A 17116-nucleotide genomic window follows, 5' to 3' on the forward strand; every position below is an offset into this window, starting at 1 on the left:
TGTATCATTGTCGGGTACGAAGCGGCAACGACGTGCAGCAGACTTGGTTCCCAACACCCGCGACCCTGTTCAATCGGCCGTCACGTTCCAGTTGTCGTCGGGATTGAAGGTCCTGATGCCGGCCGCTATTTTTTCGGTCTCGCGGCCTAGATCAGCCTGGTAGACCGTGCCATTGGCATTCACCGCGAAGGTGTGCACGCCGGTTTCGCCATATCGGATCGGCCAGGCGATCAGGGCAAATCCCGCGATCATATTGCCGTTGATCACATAATCGAACTCTCCGCCGGCGATGTTCGGTCCCTGGGCGTCGATGATCCTGTAGCGATAGCCGTAATAGCCCTCGCCGGCCTTGGCCTTATCAAGCGCCGCATTGTCTTCGAGCGCGTTTCCCGCCGGGCTATCCCCCTCGCCCAGATCAGGCGACCAGTAGAGACCATCGGTTTTTCCGTCGCTGCTGATCAGTTTCTGGGCATATTCGAGAACGCCGTCATCATCGTGGTCGGCGGAAGCATATTCCTTTTGAGCGTCTACATAGGCCTGCATCGTGTCGATGGTCTGTAATTCGTTCTCGCCGACGCGACGATTGATGATCTCCTCGAACCCGGCATAGGTGTCGAAACCCCACTTGCCATCGTCGCCCTTCACGATCGGAAACGGCAAAGGCCATAATTTGTCGCCGATCTCGATGATCTTGCGGCCATCGACGTCCTTCACGACGACCTTCTTCTGTGTGCCGTCGCGGATTTGGGCATAGGTGTCCATCACCCCTTCGCCTGCCTTCGCTTTCGCTGCATCGATACCCAGCAGCGCCGCGAACTTGTCGAAATCATCAGCCGCCAGCGCCGCCTTGAAGGCGTCGACGGCTTGTTCCGGCGTCTCGAATACGGGCGGATCGCTCTGCGAAGCGAAGCCCGAGATGACGGTCGCGTCGGATGGCTCTTCTGCAGATGCCGGAACCGGATTGGTGGCGAGAGCCGCAAGAGCAAACACCGAACCCAGAAGCATGTTTCTGACTGACTTTGTCATGACTTTCCTCCTTCTTCCGGTTATCGACGACGGCCGCCGCCACCGCCGCGGCGCATTTCTCCACCGCCACCACCGCGACTGCCGCCGGCCATGGCCTGTCTGCCGCGGCTGGACTGCATCTGAGCGCGTCTGCCGCTGTCGACCTGACCGAGCGCCGAAGGCTTTTTGGGACGGCTGTCGACCCGGGCCGCAGGCTTCGGCTTTGCGACCGGGCGTTTGGCGTTGACCCCGGGCCTTGCGTTTTCGGCAGCCCTGTTCGGCGTCCTTGCCTCAGGCCTGCGGTTCTGCGCAGCCTGCGCTCCCTTCCCGCCCCCGGAAGCCGCGCCTGTATTGCCTGCCTTGTTGCGAGCAGCATTGACCCTGTCCGCATCGATCTTGCTCTTGCGGACATCGTTGACACTGACTTTGCCTGGCTTGTCGCGGATCGTGTTCGCACGGTCGTTGCCTCTTGCTCCGACCCTGTCGCCGGCGTTCGCCTCGATACTGGTCCGGAAGGAGCTGCGGTCGATCTTGTTGAACTGCGCGCTGTCGAACCCGATCTTGCTGCGGTCGACGTTTTTCCAGTCGACGTCGTTGATATTCACCTTGCCGTTGATGTTGTTCAAACAGTTGTTGCAATCGATATCGACATTGCCGTTCCAGCGCCCGCCCCATACGCCCCAGCGGTTCCAGTCGACGGTGGCGGCCCACACCGCTCCCGTCACCACGCCCGCGAAAAAGGTGGCGGTCGGATAGTAGTAGTTCGGATACGGCTCGGAATAGTAGCCGATCGGCTCGGCCACATAGTTCGGTTCATACAGCATCTCCGGCGCGTATTGCGGAACGTAGATCTTCTCGGGACTGGCGGAGACGATCACCACGTTGTCATTCTCCTGGCTGACTTTGATCTTGTCATCGGTCTTGATGATGCCATCGGCGACCGCTTTGTCGCGCAGTTGCTGTATGGCGATCAGAACTTCCTTCTGCTGGTAGGAGAGCGCCTCTCCAAGAGACTGCGTCCAGTCCAGATCCTCGCTCATCATCGTGACGATCTGAGGATAATTCAGCAGCGATACGATGCTACCGTCCCACGTCGTCTTCGGCTTGAGCTTGGGCTGCTTCTTCAAGGTTTCGAGGAACCGGGCCGCTTCCACGACCTGCAGCGGATAGAGCGACGCCGACGTGACGAGCGCAACCAGTTCATCCGGATAGAGCGCGATCCGCGCCACGAGGATTTCGAGTTCGTCCTCGCTCAGAGGCGCCGGCGCGTCGTCTTCCGCCGCGACGGGACTGGAAGCAGCCGGCTCCTGCGCGGCGGCGGTCAGCACCAGATGTGGCGAAAACGGGAACCCTGCAAAAGGCAGGAACAGGCCCGTGGCGAGTAACAAAGCGTGAGGTCTAGCCATCTCAAATCCTCCTTGCGGTCAGACATGGTGTGTAGGCTGTCGACTATTGTATTTTCGCTTATGCTTATATTCTCCTCAGTGGAGCAGAATTGATAGCGAAAACATCGGCACAGCCGTCTTTGCGCCTTTGGGAGGCAGCCGACGTCCTCGGGTGAGGTGCTCTCCGAGAGCGTGCGTCATGCCGATATACTCTTCGCGTTGCTGGTTCGCGGCCAGAGGATGGCGGCAAACAGCAGTGCGTAGATCAAGGCCGCCGCGACATAGACGATGCGAGTGGCGAAGGATTCTGCAGCACTCCCCGGCAAAGGCGAGACCCCGAGGCCGAAGAGGATCAGGAAGGTCGTCAGGGCACCGGCAAATACTGGTGCGTCCTTTGACCGGGCGGCTGCGCGCCCTCCGAGCAGGAGGGCGACGACGAGAACGATGAGGAAGATCGAGAGGAGATTAGGGCGCAGCGACAGCGCGGCATACGCGACAGAGGCGAGCACGCCGCCGAACAGATTGACGAGCACGAGCCCCATCGCTGCCCGCCCGCTCGCGCCAACGTCGAGCTGTCCGAGCAGCGACGCCACTGTTATCGGAATGACTGCCGCAGCCGTTAGGTTGTCGCTCGTCAGGCAGATCACGACGGAGCCCAAAAGGATGACCGTGTTTGCCAGCGCCCGAAGCAAAGCCGGCGGCCGCTCGTCGATCGCCACCGCCTCGACCTCCGGGGAGAGCGGCTCGGGAAAGATCGCATGGGCGAGCCACATCAGAACTGCGCCCGACAACACCCCGGCGACCAGGATGGACAGAATGGAATTGGCGAGCTCCTTGTTCAGGATACCCAGCAGAGGCACGATGATCGAAACGACGAGCACGAGAAAGACGGCCGGTCCTCCCTTTCCCGTCGACTGTGCGGCGAAGCACGCAAAATAGGTTAGCCCTAGGATCAGAAGGAACGGCGCCGGACGGTCGCCGAGCATGTTGGTCAGAACCATCATCGCCATCCCGGCGATCAGAATAACCATCGCCGCGCCGACGGTCTTGCCGAGCGGCATGGGCCGCGAACTTCCGAGCAGAAACTGGGCGGCAAAGAGCGGACCGAGGAACGGCACGATGGCCCCGGCATAGACTGCGAACGTGAAGCCGATGGAGACGGCGAACGCAACCCGAAGCCCCTTGCGTTTCTGCTCCTCGACAGCGGGGCTCCTCTCAGCGAACATAGGTCAGCACCGACATGATGCGGATCCAGAGCGATCCCCAGGCATTGGTGACCGGGTTGTTGCCCGTGTAGATGACGACGGTCGCCTGCGAGCCGTAGCGCACGCCGCCCTTGGGCCGCTCAGCCTCCTCGATGATGAGGCGGACTGGAAACCGCTGCGGCTCCTGGACCCAGCCGCTATCACTCCGGATCGTCGGCAATCCGGTGTTCGGGTCCGTGCTGCCCTGCGATACGCCGAAACCAACGCTCTCGACTTGCGCCGGAAACAGCCGACCGGGAAGCGCGTCGAAAAGGACTTCCGCCCGGTTGCCGACTGCCACATTCTCGAGGCTGTTCTCCTTGAAGGCGGCGGTGATCCAGATCGTGCCGGCATCGATGAAGGTCATGGCTGACTGTCCAGCCGACACGACCTTACCGGTTGTAAGTTGGAGGTTGGTCACGACCCCGGCCGAAGGTGCCTGAACGGTGGTCCGCAGCAGATCGAGTCTTGCCTTTTCGAGCGCTGCCAGAGCTGCCCGGAGCTGCGGATTGTCATTTCCGCTCGGCCCGAGCTGCTCCTTGGCCTTGGCCAGCTCGGCCTCAGCACCGGTGACGGCCGCCTCTGACTGACCGAAAGCCGATTTGGTTGAATCAGCCCGCGCTTTGGAATACACGCCCCTCTTTTGCAGCTCTTCGGCGCGCGCAGCTTGTTCGCGAAGATTGTCCCGATCAACCTGGGCCGTGACGAGCTTTGCCTGCGCCGCATCGACAGCAGCCGTTGACGCGCCCATTGACTGGCCGACACTTGCAAGGCTCGCCTCGGCCTCATTGACCGCGAGCTCGTAGCGCTCGGGATCGATACGAAAGAGAACCTGATTGGCCTCGACGCGCGAGTTGTCGGCGACTCCCACTTCCACCACACGGCCGGTGACTTCGGGCGCGATGCCGACGATATAGGCCTGGACCTGGGCTTGCGAGGTCGATGGCGTGCGCCGCTCCATGAAGATGGAGAGGACGAACAGGACGAGCGCCAGCAGGACGACGATAAGCGCTATCCTGCGGAGTGGATTCCGAGGCGCTGGGGAAATGGCAGGCTCGTCCAAGTTTTCGGAAACCACGGCAATATCCTTCGGAAGCGTTTTGTTTCGTGGAAGCTGAAAGTTCAGTGCTGGACCTCTGTCGTGATGGTCGTTACCGGGCGATGGAACGCAAGTAGGTAACCGTAACATACGCCTGGCGATGCCTGGCCGCCGGAGCCTGGCCGCGCATATCAGCGAGGTCGCGATAACGAGGCGTGGTCAAGCGCGCCCTCTATCTCCTTGGAGAGTTCTGCGACCAACTCCTGGTATTCGACGACGCGCTCGGCGCGCTTCGGATCTGTTGAGACGTCCCATTTCTCCAGCGCCGATTGAGCGTCGGCAAAGTCCCTGCAGATCTCTCGAAAGTCCTCACTGCGGGCAGAGAGATCGTCGATCGCCTTGATCCTGGTTGGAAATTGCCGACGGACTGCGGTCATGCCTTCGTCCATGGTTCACTCCTTAACGGCCTCCGGGACGCTGCCTCTGCAACATGGTGCCGGCCAATCTTCATGGACGAAGGAGGGTTCGTGGAGTATGTTACCGTAACATACGGTCTGGCAGTGATGTGACTCAACGGGGGATTGGGGACAGACATGCAGACGTGGGTACCAGCAGAGGGGTCTGCAGCACGGATTTCTTTGAGGCCTGTGCCTCAAGCCGAGGATATCAGGGAGCAGTTGGAGCGTGTCGTCTCCAGCCCTGAATTCCCAGGCGTCGGTCGGGCCGCAGCGTTTCTTCGCTATGTCGTCTCGGAAACCCTCGAGGGTCGGGGGAACCGGATCAAAGCCTATTCGATCGCGATCGAGGTGTTCGGCCGGGATGCCGGCTTCACCCAGGACGATCCGGTGGTCAGGATCGAGGCCGGGCGGCTGCGGCGGTCGCTCGAGCGCTATTATCTCGTCGCCGGACAGCATGATCCGGTCAGGATCGACATTCCCAAAGGCGGATATATCCCAACTTTCGCCTGGTCCTGTCCGGAGTTAGTCGACACTGGGCACGAAGAAGTCGAAGACGCATCACCCTCCAAGGTCCACACCGGACGCTGGTGGGCCACAAAGCGGGTTTTGTTGCCGGGTGCCGCCGCCCTCGCTGCAGTCGCCATTTCGCTCTATTGGATCGGGACGCGGTCTCCCGCTCCGTCGCTCGACCGCGTTGCAGGCCTGTCGCCCGATCGTCCGGCCCTCGTGGTGGCCCCGTTTGCCAATCTCGGCGAAGGGCCGGAAGCGCAGCTCTACACTGCCGGCCTGACCGAGGAACTGATGACCATCCTGCCACGGTTCAAGGAGATCAAGGTGTTCGGCCGCGAGACGTCCAAGTCCCTCCCCGCGGATGTGGGTGCATCGGAGGTCCGGGCCGAATTCGGCGCTCGTTATCTCCTTGCCGGCGGAGTCCGCACGTCGGGCAAGCGTCTTCGTGTGACGGCGAGATTGCTCGATACGTCGGACGGCGAGATCCTCTGGTCGGAGAATTATGACAATGATCTCGCATCGGGCGACCTGTTTGCGATCCAGACGGATGTCGCCAGAAAGGTTGCGACCGCTATCGCCCAACCCTACGGGGTCATGGCGCAGGTCGACTCCGCCAGCCCGCCGCCTGATGATCTCGGTGCCTATGAATGCACTTTGCGCTTCTATGCCTATCGTTCGGAATTGAGCGTCGAGGCACATGCCCGCGTCCGGGATTGCCTCGAGGCCGCGCTAGCGCGGTTTCCAAGCTATGCGACCGCTTGGGCAATGCTGTCGATCGTCTATCTCGATGAGGACCGCTACAAGTTCAATCCGACATCAGGCCAGGATTCAGCCACACGGCGTGCCCTCGATGCCGCCAGGCGCGCAACCCAGATCGATCCGAACAATACGCGCGGACTTCAAGCGTTGATGACGGCGCTGTTCTTCGACAGGCAGCTTGCTGAATCGCTTCGGGTGGGCGAGCAGGCACTCGCCACCAATCCCAACGACACCGAACTGATGGGCGAATTCGGAACGCGGCTTGCGATCGCCGGCCAGTGGCAGCGCGGAGCAGCCCTCCTGGACCAGGCCATTGCCCTTAATCCGGGCAGCGGCGGCTTCTACCACGGAACGCGAGCCCTTGCCGCTTACATGCTTCACGACAACGACACCGCCGTGCTGGAGATCAGGCAGGCGAACATGCAGAAGTTCCCTCTCTTCCATGTCGTCGCCGCCATCATCTACGCCGAGGCAGGTCTGATGGACGACGCCCGCCGGGAAGGACAGGTCTTCGTCAGCATGCGACCTGACTTCCTGCCGAACGTGGTCACGGAACTCGCGATGCGCAACATGCAGCCTGCAGATCGCGACCGCTTGATCGAAGGACTTCGCAAGGCGGGGATGACGGTGCCTGATCCCGATGCAATTGCGTCGAGCGCCGCCACCTCGGACCTGCAACCCCGCTGATACTGTCTCCCTGACCGTAACATACCCGATCATACGAGTAAGCCATCTCATCTTCGCATAGTCTCGCCCAGTGCCGACTTCGACCGCCGCCGCGCGTGGCGTCGAGGCCCGTACAAACTTGACAGGGCTATGAGGAACGCCAGTGAGCACAGCAAAATGTCGTGACGGCCGAATTCAACTAAGCCTTTCCCCGGGTTTGAAATGGATTTCGGCTCTGCTGCTGCTCTGCGCATTGTCCGGATGCGGAGGCCACCCGAAGAACGTGCTCATCCCCGTTGCCGATAGCGCGCCGAACGCCACCAAGGTCGACATGCTCGTGACCACGACGCGCAGCCGCTCCACGATCCAAGGCGAAATGTTCACAGGCGAGCGTGCACTCGCCCCGGCCTTTGCCGACATCACCGTATCCATCCCGCCTGCGAACGTCCGCAAGATCGGCGAAGTCGCCTGGCCGAGGCGGCTTCCCTCCAACCCGGCAACCGACTTCGCAACCTTGAAAGCCGACGAGATCACCCGCGACGACGCCAGGAAATGGCTGAGCGCCTCAGTCAGGAAGAGCCGCGACCGCAGCGTGCTGGTCTTCATTCACGGCTTCAACAACCGTTTCGAAGACTCAGTCTATCGCTTCGCCCAGATCGTCAAGGATTCCGGCGTCCACAGTGCACCGGTGCTGGTGACGTGGCCGTCGCGCGGCAGTCTGCTCGCATACGGATATGACAGGGAGAGCACGAACTACACCCGCAACGCCTTGGAGACACTCTTCCAGTATCTCGCCAAAGACCCGGAGGTGAAGGAAGTCTCGATCCTGGCGCATTCCATGGGGAACTGGCTGGCGCTGGAAGCCCTTCGCCAGATGGCGATCCGCAATGGCCGCCTTCCCGATAAGTTCGAGAATGTGATGCTGGCCTCGCCCGATGTGGATGTCGATGTCTTCCGCCAGCAGATCGTCGACATGGGCAAACAGCACCCAAAGTTCACCCTGTTCGTTTCGCGAGACGACCGCGCGCTCGCGGTATCCCGCAGGGTATGGGGCGACGTCGCCAGACTCGGCGCCATCGATCCCGAGCAGGCGCCCTTCAAGAAGGAACTGGCCGACAGCCAGATCACGGTGATCGACCTCACCAAGGTCAAGGCGGGCGACAGGCTGAACCACGGAAAATTTGCGGAATCGCCCGAGGTCGTTCAACTGATCGGCGCGCGGATTTCCGACGGCCAGACGCTGACCGACAGCAAGGTCGGGCTCGGGGACAAGATCCTTGCCGCGACGACGAGCACTGCGGCGGCGGCAGGCAGCGCAGCCGGCCTGATCCTTGCCGCCCCGGTCGCCGTCGTCGATGCGGATACCAGAGATAATTACGCCGGCCAGGTCAGCGGCCTCACAGGTCCTGTGGGTACGCAGCCGCGAGCACCAGACTGCATTGCCGCAGGCCGGTCGAAGGAGTCGTGCAGGCAATGACGGCTTAGGAACCGGCAGGCGAACAGGTTCATCGAGATCAGGATAAACGATGTTATTACTTTCCAGGATCCGCATGTTTAGATCGCTTTTTACCGGGGCTGCTCTGGTGTCCGTCCTCCTTGGCGCTTCGATTGCCATGGCCCAGAGCGTGACGCCCGCAAGCCCACAGCCGGAAAGTGTCCAGCGCTTTATCGGAATGCTCTCGGATCCCGACGTCCAGCGCTTCCTGCAGCAGCAATCGCAAGCAGCCAAACCCGCGGCGGAGCCGCCTTTGGAAGTCCCGAACCGCGACCCTTCATTCTCCGAATTCGCGATGCGGTTCCGTGCCCATGCCTCCGGCCTTCTCGGCGCCATCCAGTCCTTTCCCCTGGAGACGATGCGCGGCGGGGCCGTACTCGAACGTGACATCCAGGCGAACGGCGGGACACGGCCGATCTTCCTGGTCGCGGCCTTCGTCGCCGTCGGGCTGGCCGCACAATGGCTGTTCTGGTGGATCAGCACCGGCTGGCGCTCCTGGATGGCGCGCGCGCCCTTTGCCACGGTTCGCGAGAGGGTGATCGCACTGGCCGCGAGGCTTCTGTGGGCGGCATGTTACGTCCTTTCATTCGGCCTCGGCAGCATAGGCTTCTTCCTGCTGTTCCAATGGCCGCCTGTTGTCAGGGAGATCGTCGTCGGCTACCTCTTCGCGATCGTCGTCTTCCGCCTGGCGAGCGCGCTTTTCGACGTGCTTCTGGCGCCACGGGCGGAGGAAGAGGGTCGGTTCCGTGTCGTCCCGATCACGAAGGATGCCGCCGGCCACTGGGCGAAACGCTTGGGTTATCTCGTTGGCTGGTATGCCTTTGGCTGGGTGACCATCCGCCTGCTCGGCACTCTCGGCTTTTCCGTCCCGGCCCGGCAACTCGTCGCCTATTCGCTTGGCCTCGTGTTGCTCGTCATCGGCATCGAAGCTGTCTGGAGACGTCCGACCCCATTATCTGCCGGCCAAGCCAGCCGGATCGGACTGCGGGCGCGGAACTGGCTCTGGACGGTCTACTTCGCAGCCGTCTGGCTGCTGTGGGTGCTCGGCGCCATGAGGCTGTTCTGGATTGCGGTGGTCTGTGCCGCCCTGCCCGGCGCCATTGCCCTCACCAAGGCGTCCGTCAACAATATCCTGCGTTCTTCCGTCGCCGAAGAGGACGGCCTCCAAAGAAGCACCGTCGTCTCAGTAATCGTCGAGCGCGGCATAAGGGCGGCGCTCATCGTCGGCGCCATCATTCTGCTTGCGGATGCCCTGGACGTCAGGCTGACTGAGATGACGATGCAGGATTCCCCGCTTCTGCGCCTCGTGCGCGGCCTCCTCAGCGCCGGGATCATTCTGCTGGTCGTCGATCTCGCCTGGAATATCGTGAAAGTGCTGATCGATCGCAAGCTCGGCGATACCGAGGCGGCCCTTGAAATCGGCAGCGAAAGGGAGCGGCGGCGCACGCGTATCAGAACGCTGCTGCCGATCCTTCGCAATTTCCTGATGATCCTCTTCGTCGCCATCGCGATCATGATGGCGCTGTCGTCGCTCGGCGTCGAAATCGGCCCGTTGATCGCGGGTGCCGGCGTGGTCGGCGTCGCCATCGGCTTCGGGGCGCAGACCGTGGTCAAGGACGTCATCAGCGGGATGTTCTACCTGCTCGACGACGCCTTCCGGGTTGGCGAATATATCCAGAGCGGCAGCTACAAGGGCACCGTCGAGTCCTTCAGCTTGCGGTCCATCAAGCTCAGGCATCACCGCGGCGCGGTCTACATCGTCCCGTTCAGCGAACTCGGAGCGGTCCAGAACATGAGCCGCGATTGGGTGATCGAGAAGATGACGATCACCATCACCTACGATTCCGACATCGAGAAGGCCCGCAAGATCATCAAGAAGATCGGCCTGGAACTGTTCGAGGATCCGGAGTTCAAACCGACCACGATCGAGCCGTTGAAGATGCAGGGGATCGACAGCCTGGGCGACTCCGGCCTGCTTCTGCGGATGAAGGTCATGACGCTTCCGGGCGAGCAGTTCACGCTGAAGCGGCGGGCTCTCCGGATGATCCATCAGGCTTTCAACGAAAATGGCATCAAGCTCGCCGTGCCGACCGTCCAGGTCTCAGGCGGAAAGGACGATAGCATCGCAGCCGCGGCTCAGCAGACGCTCGCCGCGCAAAACGCGGCGACCGCCGCAGGCCCGGCCTGAGAAGCACTGAGGATATGAAGCGAAACACGAGAGCAATGGGAGGAAATGAAATGAAGATTCTGGCCATCCTATCGCACATGCTTGCGACACTTGCCGTCATAGTGACGGTCTGCGCTCCCGTCCTTGTTCCCGCGACGGCCGAAGCCGCTGGTCGAGGCGTTGCGGCATGTGGCCCCGAGAGGCTGCGGCGCTGCGGCATGCGGATCGCGTGGATGCGCTGCCGTCGGACGCCGGACCGCTCCAGTCGTTCGCCCGCCCGTCCGGCGTAGTGTCGTGGTCGTCGCCCCTCGCCGCTACTGGCGTCCCGGTACAGCCATCGCCGCGGGTGCCGCCATCGGCTTTGTCGCCGGAGCCGCCACCGTTTCACTGGCAGGCACGCCGCCGCAGTCCGGTCAATGCTGGTACTACACCTCACCCGCCAAGACGACGGGCTTCTGGGACGTGTGCCCGCGCTGAGCAGTTCGGCAGAAAAACTGCAAGCTCGCTTGGCTCTCCTCGCCGCCCGCCCTCCCCGGAGTGGGGAGGACCTCGATTTCCACGTCACAATTTAGAGGGTACGTTCCATGGATTTCACCGTCATCGATGCCGCACTCGTCGGAAAACTTCTGCTGCTGCTTCTGATCGGCATGGGGCCGAAGATCGCCCTGGTGCCGTTTCTGGAAAAGACCCACGCCTTCGACACCGCAACCAAGGTGCGTATCGGCCGCCAGATGGTTCTGATCGCCGTCGTCACGGCGCTGATCCTTTTCGCCACCGGCGCTCTGCTGATGCGGCTTCTCCATATCACGGGTGGCGCAGTCGCCGTTGCCGGCGGCATCATCCTCGCGCTGATCGCGATCAAGATGGCATCAGGACCAACGGAGAAGCCGCACGACGACTTTGCGGCCCCCGTCGACCCGGACAAGCTGGCCATCTTTCCGCTCGCGGTCCCTTACCTCCTTAATCCTGTCGGCATCACGGTCATCATCATCGCTTCCGGCGAAGTCGTCTCGATCGCCAGCGCGATCCTCGTCATCGCTCTGATCCTGATCGTCGGTGCGTTGGACTATCTGGTGTTCACCAACATCGACAAGCTCGCCAAGCGTATGAAGCCAGTCACCATGATCGTCTCGGAGGTCGTCTTCGGCATCCTGCTGACCGCAGTCGCAGTCCAGCTGATCGTCGCCGGGCTTGGAAATCTTGGCATCATCACCCCGACTGCCGCGCATTAGATGCGGACGATTTGCGGCCGGGCCAGCCCAAAAATCTGAACCCGGATTTATCAAGAATCGGAGCCGATAGCCGCCAGGTTTTCGGCATCATGCTCAGCTGCGAATTTGCTATCCCCTGCGTGGAAAGCCCGGGGGTATCGTCGGTTGGAAAGACAGCAAAACGTGTCATCGACGGCCGCCGGGCACGCAACGATCATTCAATATCCCTGATGTTATCCATAAGTTCTATTCGTTTGAATGATGAGTGCCCGGGGTCCATATTAGGATCATGGACGTGGACGAACCTCCCAACGACGACCATGTCCCCGACCCAAGAAAGGAACCGGAAAATGACCACGCTCACCTATCGGGGTGGTGGCAAGACCCTCACCTCCAGCGAAAGCCGCTTCGATCTGGCACATTATGCCCGCAAGCTCGTGCTCGCCTGGACACGCTGGCAGACCGCCCGCGAAATTGAAGCCATGCCCTTCGATATCCGCAAGGACATCGGCTGGCCGAGCACGGACGACAGCAAACACCGGACCATGTAATGAATGCGACATTCCTCCCAAGATAAGGGCGGCGCCTGCCTCGTGCAACGCCGCCTTTTTCGCGGCCTGATCCGCAGGATCGCTCTGTCGGTCGCGGCGTACTCGGCTCTTCAGCTTTTCCAATCACTCCCAACGGCTAACTCTATCGGTTTTCCTGGTAAATGCCGAAGCGAATGATTTCGCGCGGAACTGGAGCAGTATCAGCCGGCCCTGCACACTGCGTGTGTAGATGAGATCGGAGTCACCGACATAACGATTCCAGAGCTTGGCGAAATACACGGCATCTTCTCTCTTCCGGCCGATGAGCGAAGGGACTGCGTGATAATCCACCCGCTTCAGCCGCCAGAATGTGGACCGCCTCACGACGATGTAGCGCGGATTCTGTGGGGGAACCAGAACCTCTCGCAGGGCGTCGAGAAAGCGGGATCGTTCGATCGTGGTTGCGCCCTCAAGCCGGCAGTAAATTATGCCGTTTTCGTCGAGCGTTGCCTCGACGCTTATTTTTCCCAATTCCGTCTTTATGACGCCAATATGATGCAGCGCCTCCAGAACGGTTGTCCCCACCTGCTTCATGCTCCCCTCCAGCGAGCCGTTGCGCAACAGCAACCGGCCCGCCTTGAGCGCGCCCGGCAAACTGAAGATGGCCAGCAACGCGAACACAACGAATAGGACTAACTCGAGTTGTTGGAGCGATCGAATATGCGCCCCCCGCAAGCCGTGCAAGAATCCGTTCACGATCATGCCGGCGATCGCGGCGCTCTGTGCAAACAGAAATTTTGTCGTGTTCCAATTAACCAGCCCCTTGGGGGCATAGTTGCTTTCCAATGTTTCCTGCATCCTCGCAACGGCACGTTTGCTGCGCAGCGCGCTATGCCAACGTGCTTTCAGCGATTGACGGTCGATGGCCCACCGCTCCATCATTGTGTTGATGTCATCGACACCCCGCGCGTTCCACCGTGCTGAGCCCAGCATCAATCGTTGAAAGCTGCTTTCGATCAGTGGAGGCTCGCCGAAGGACAGCCCCTCAAACGCATAAAACCGGCGTTTCAGCGCGTCGACGTCGCTGCCCAGGTCTATTGTCATAGTGTCGAACGGGTCGGGCGCTTTTCTGTCGGTCGATTTCCTCCCGAAGCGCAGCGGTATTCGCTGCTCAAGCTTTTCAGGGTCGATCACCGCCAGGTGCCAGACGTTTGCAGTTTTCTGAGGTTTTTGAGGGTCGATGCGAATGGCACGCCCCCGCATCTGATTGGAAAGTACATATGAACCCACCGTACTTGCCAGGATCAAGGTGTTTACGGAGGGTGCGTCCCATCCCTCCCCCAGCAAAGCCTGGGTGCCGACCAGAACCGTGATCCCGCCGCGACCGAACAGTTCGGTGATCATATGAACGATATTGCGGCTCCGCTCGCCTTCGAGTTCCACGCTGACGAAACCAGCATCGAACGCCGCCTGCTGATAACGCATATGCTCCGCGCCTATGCCAAGATGGTCTGCGATCTCATCAAGAATTGCTTTCGACCCCGCCGGAATGAGAACCATGCTCCCCGTCAGAATTCCAAGCTTGAGATCGAGTCCGGACCGCCGCAGGGTCTCGAAGATAGGGACGACGCCCATTCTCCCGAGAGGCGGAAGGTCTGCGGCGGAGGTCGGCAGCGTATCCTTCCTGATATAGTCGGAGAGGATAACCATACGGAGTTCGTCACGCATCGACACGCTTTCGAGCCGGGCTATATCGACGATCGCGTCGAGCTTGCTCACACTCGACACCAGCAGCTTCTGAACCGATCGCGGATCGGTCAGTCGCACTTTGCCGTGGTCCACGGCCTTGATTTCCCTCAACCTCTCTTGCTGGTAGCGGATTATCTGTTCCGCCTCTCCGAAATCATCGCGATAGGTGTAGATGACGCCGTTCAGCAGCGCCTCTATCCATTCAAGCGTCAGATCCGGTATTTCGCGCGCCTTGACATCGAGAATATCGAGAGTCGATTGCGGCAGATCGACATACTGCGAATTGAGAAAAATCAGCATGCTGGATAAAAAGCGGGCATCATCCAGTATATGCTCCACATTTTCGATCGGCTGCGTGATCCACGGGTGACGCAGAATTGCCTGCTTGAATTCTGCGCTCTTGAGCAGCGTCTCGATGAAGTCCCCGACCTCAGCGCGGAATTCCGCGAGTTTCTGTGCTTCCAGCGTGCTCGGCAGGCTGAAATGGACATAATCCTGATGCGGACAAAGGTCGCCTTGCAATACGAGTTCCGGCACGGAAATTTCACCATCGATCGGCCCGCAAAGAGCCTGATAGCGGTCCCATTCCTGGGGATCGACATCATATGGAGGCGTAGCTGTCAGCGCGACGACGGTGGGCTTGCCCAATGCTTCCTTGAGCATAGTCAGCGCTTTCCACCACTCGTTTCTAAGATGGTGCGCTTCATCGAGCACAAGCGTGCGAACCTTCTCCTCACGCAGTTTCGCGATGATTTTCTTTCTCGCCTTCTCTGTCTCCTGCTTGCCGGGTTCGCCGGCTTGCGCCCCGTCGCTGCCCTCCTCTTCACTGTCGAGGGTCTCTTCGTCGGACGTATGGCCCGAGAACGCCGCATGCAGCGCCTGGTAGGTTATGATCGTGACAGCGCCCGGCGCTCTTAAATCATGGGAAATCCAGTCCGGTTCGGCGACATTGGCCGGCAGAAACATCATCCGCAGCCGCTGCGCCCATTGGTCCCGGATGGTCTTGCTGGGTGCGAGGATCAAAGTCGCCTCGCCGAGCCTGCGCATCACTTCAAGGCCTAAAATCGTCTTGCCTGACCCGGGTGCCGCGACGATATGCAATCCGTCTTCGCCTATGAGATTTGCCAGATCATCGAGTATCTTCTGCTGATATGTTCGCCACGTGCCTTGGAAAGCGAGGTCCTTCATTCACTGCTGCCTTTTGGGGATCAAACGTGACGAGTCGTTGTGGAAGCTGCGGCGGAAATGCCTTTGCTGGAAACACTGCACCATCTTAGCGCGTGTCATGCAACGGCTGTCATTTTCTCCCACGCGCCTTTTGACGAGATTTCTCAACGACGGACTGCCCGAGCACGGACGACAGCAAACACCGGACCATGTAATGAATGCGACATTCCTCCCAAGATAAGGGCGGCGCCTGCCTCGTGCAACGCCGCCTTTTTCGTGGCCTGACCGTCCTATTCCAAACCCATTTTCAACATTGAATTTCAGTTGCCTATCATCCTGTCATGTGCCTGCCGGCGGCCATTCCGACGGTTTGAGCGGCCAAATCGTCAGTGATGTCGCATATTTGCTCTTCCCGGCCGCATTTTTCCATGCCAGTGTCGCTTTCAGGACATCGGCGCGACGCATTCCGCGCAACGAATGTATCATCGCCCTCGAGCATGGATTTCGCTATGAACAGGATGCAGATCAAGAAGCGTTCACTGGTCTTCTTTATGGTACCGCAATTCACCATGCTGCCCTTTTCGGCGGCCGTGGACACGTTGCGCATCGCCAATCGCATGCTCGGCTATCAGGCCTATACCTGGCGGCTGACCTCCGTCGACGGGGAAAAGGTCTATTCGTCTTGCGGCATCGGCGTCGAGGCCAATTCCTCGCTCGCCGAGGAACGCCGCCATCTCGGCGGTGAAAACCGGCCGGGCATGGTGCTCGTCTGTTCCGGCATCGATGTCGAAGAGTTCAACAACAAATCGGTCAATGCCTGGCTGCGTGAATGCTACAATCGCGGCGTTGCCGTCGGCAGCCTCTGTACGGGCGCGCATGTGCTTGCCCAGGCCGGCCTCCTGAACGGCAAGCGCTGCGCCATCCACTGGGAAAACCTACCGGGCTTTTCGGAAGCCTTCCCGCAGGCGGAGGTCTATGCCGATCTCTACGAGATCGACGGCAATCTCTACACCTGCGCCGGCGGCACCGCCTCGCTCGACATGATGCTGAACCTCGTCGGCGAAGATTTCGGCGAAAGCCTTGTCAACCGCATCTGCGAGCAGCACCTGACGGACCGCGTGCGCAACCCGCACGACCGCCAGCGTCTGCCGCTGCGCGCCCGCCTCGGCGTGCAGAACGCCAAGGTGCTGTCGATCATCGAGCTGATGGAAGGCAATCTCGCCGAGCCGCTGTCGCTGATCGAGATCGCCGACGGCGCCGGCCTCTCGCGCCGCCAGATCGAGCGGCTGTTCCGCCAGGAGATGGGACGCTCGCCGGCCCGCTACTATCTGGAAATCCGCCTCGACCGCGCACGCCACCTTCTGGTGCAGTCCTCGATGCCGGTCGTCGAGGTCGCTGTCGCCTGCGGCTTCGTCTCGGCCTCGCATTTCTCCAAGTGTTATCGCGAACTCTACCATCGTTCGCCGCAGCAGGAGCGCGCCGAGCGCAAGATGACCATGGCGACCGCAAGACAGGCGGTTGCGGCTTGAGATAACCACCGCTGAAGAAAAAGAGAGAGGCAGCTCACTCAGCCGCCTTTGAGATTCTGATGAGGGCACTAACCCCTCTTCCGTCTTGCTCGGGCTTGTCCCGAGCATCCACCGCCGTTTCGTGTTTTGATATGTAGCAGATCCTCGGCAACGAGGCCGAGGATGACGTCAGACGTCAGACGTCAAGCGGCCAGTCCAAACC

Annotated in this window: 12 protein-coding genes and 1 pseudogene; 7 read left to right on the top strand and 6 right to left on the bottom strand. The window is 60.7% G+C overall.

Annotated elements, in window-relative coordinates; all coding sequences use genetic code 11:
- Positions 1-69: 69 nt before the first annotated feature.
- The 5 genes from G9X68_RS13690 to G9X68_RS13710 all read right to left on the bottom strand — a co-directional run bounded on the left by G9X68_RS13690 (position 70) and on the right by G9X68_RS13710 (position 5122).
- Entirely contained in the window at positions 70-1026 is a 957-nt protein-coding gene (locus G9X68_RS13690; protein WP_171602807.1) for a DUF2950 domain-containing protein, read from the bottom strand.
- 20 nt (positions 1027-1046) lie between these two features.
- Entirely contained in the window at positions 1047-2411 is a 1365-nt protein-coding gene (locus tag G9X68_RS13695) for a DUF3300 domain-containing protein (protein WP_171602808.1), read from the bottom strand.
- A 176-nt stretch (positions 2412-2587) separates the two neighbouring features.
- Positions 2588-3616: a DUF2955 domain-containing protein gene (locus G9X68_RS13700; RefSeq protein WP_171602809.1), complete on the bottom strand. Its 1029-nt coding sequence runs from the start codon at positions 3614-3616 to the stop codon at positions 2588-2590.
- On the bottom strand, positions 3606-4712 hold the full coding sequence (locus G9X68_RS13705) for an HlyD family secretion protein (protein ID WP_171602810.1): 1107 nt from the start codon (positions 4710-4712) through the stop codon (positions 3606-3608). The genes G9X68_RS13700 and G9X68_RS13705 overlap by 11 nt, the downstream gene beginning before the upstream one ends.
- Positions 4713-4864: 152 nt before the next feature.
- Positions 4865-5122, bottom strand: a complete 258-nt coding sequence (locus tag G9X68_RS13710; protein ID WP_171602811.1) for a VIT1/CCC1 transporter family protein — start codon at positions 5120-5122, stop codon at positions 4865-4867.
- Positions 5123-5266: 144 nt separating this feature from the next.
- On the opposite strand from G9X68_RS13710, the gene G9X68_RS13715 reads away from it, so the two are divergent.
- From G9X68_RS13715 to G9X68_RS13735, 6 genes and pseudogenes are all read left to right on the top strand, one after another.
- Positions 5267-7087, top strand: a complete 1821-nt coding sequence (locus tag G9X68_RS13715; protein WP_171602812.1) for an adenylate cyclase — start codon at positions 5267-5269, stop codon at positions 7085-7087.
- A gap of 142 nt (positions 7088-7229) precedes the next feature.
- Positions 7230-8543: an alpha/beta fold hydrolase gene (locus G9X68_RS13720; protein ID WP_171602813.1), complete on the top strand. Its 1314-nt coding sequence runs from the start codon at positions 7230-7232 to the stop codon at positions 8541-8543.
- 49 nt (positions 8544-8592) lie between these two features.
- Complete coding sequence (locus tag G9X68_RS13725; protein WP_171602814.1) at positions 8593-10749, top strand: mechanosensitive ion channel family protein; 2157 nt, start codon at positions 8593-8595, stop codon at positions 10747-10749.
- A 50-nt stretch (positions 10750-10799) separates the two neighbouring features.
- Positions 10800-11205, top strand: a pseudogene (locus G9X68_RS31875) (hypothetical protein).
- 107 nt (positions 11206-11312) lie between these two features.
- Entirely contained in the window at positions 11313-11960 is a 648-nt protein-coding gene (locus tag G9X68_RS13730; RefSeq protein WP_171602815.1) for a MarC family protein, read from the top strand.
- A gap of 329 nt (positions 11961-12289) precedes the next feature.
- Positions 12290-12490, top strand: coding sequence for a hypothetical protein (locus G9X68_RS13735; protein ID WP_168311610.1), 201 nt, complete (start codon positions 12290-12292; stop codon positions 12488-12490).
- A 123-nt stretch (positions 12491-12613) separates the two neighbouring features.
- Here G9X68_RS13735 and G9X68_RS13740 read toward each other — a convergent pair whose 3' ends face one another.
- Positions 12614-15406: a DEAD/DEAH box helicase family protein gene (locus tag G9X68_RS13740; RefSeq protein WP_171602816.1), complete on the bottom strand. Its 2793-nt coding sequence runs from the start codon at positions 15404-15406 to the stop codon at positions 12614-12616.
- A gap of 488 nt (positions 15407-15894) precedes the next feature.
- On the opposite strand from G9X68_RS13740, the gene G9X68_RS13745 reads away from it, so the two are divergent.
- Positions 15895-16914 carry a GlxA family transcriptional regulator gene (locus tag G9X68_RS13745; RefSeq protein WP_168311611.1) on the top strand — a complete coding sequence of 340 codons (1020 nt, stop codon included), beginning with the start codon at positions 15895-15897 and terminating at the stop codon, positions 16912-16914.
- Positions 16915-17116 lie beyond the last annotated feature (202 nt).

The sequence above is a fragment of the Rhizobium changzhiense genome (genome assembly GCF_013087625.1).
In the GTDB taxonomy this organism is placed as follows: Bacteria; Pseudomonadota; Alphaproteobacteria; order Rhizobiales; family Rhizobiaceae; genus Rhizobium; species Rhizobium sophorae.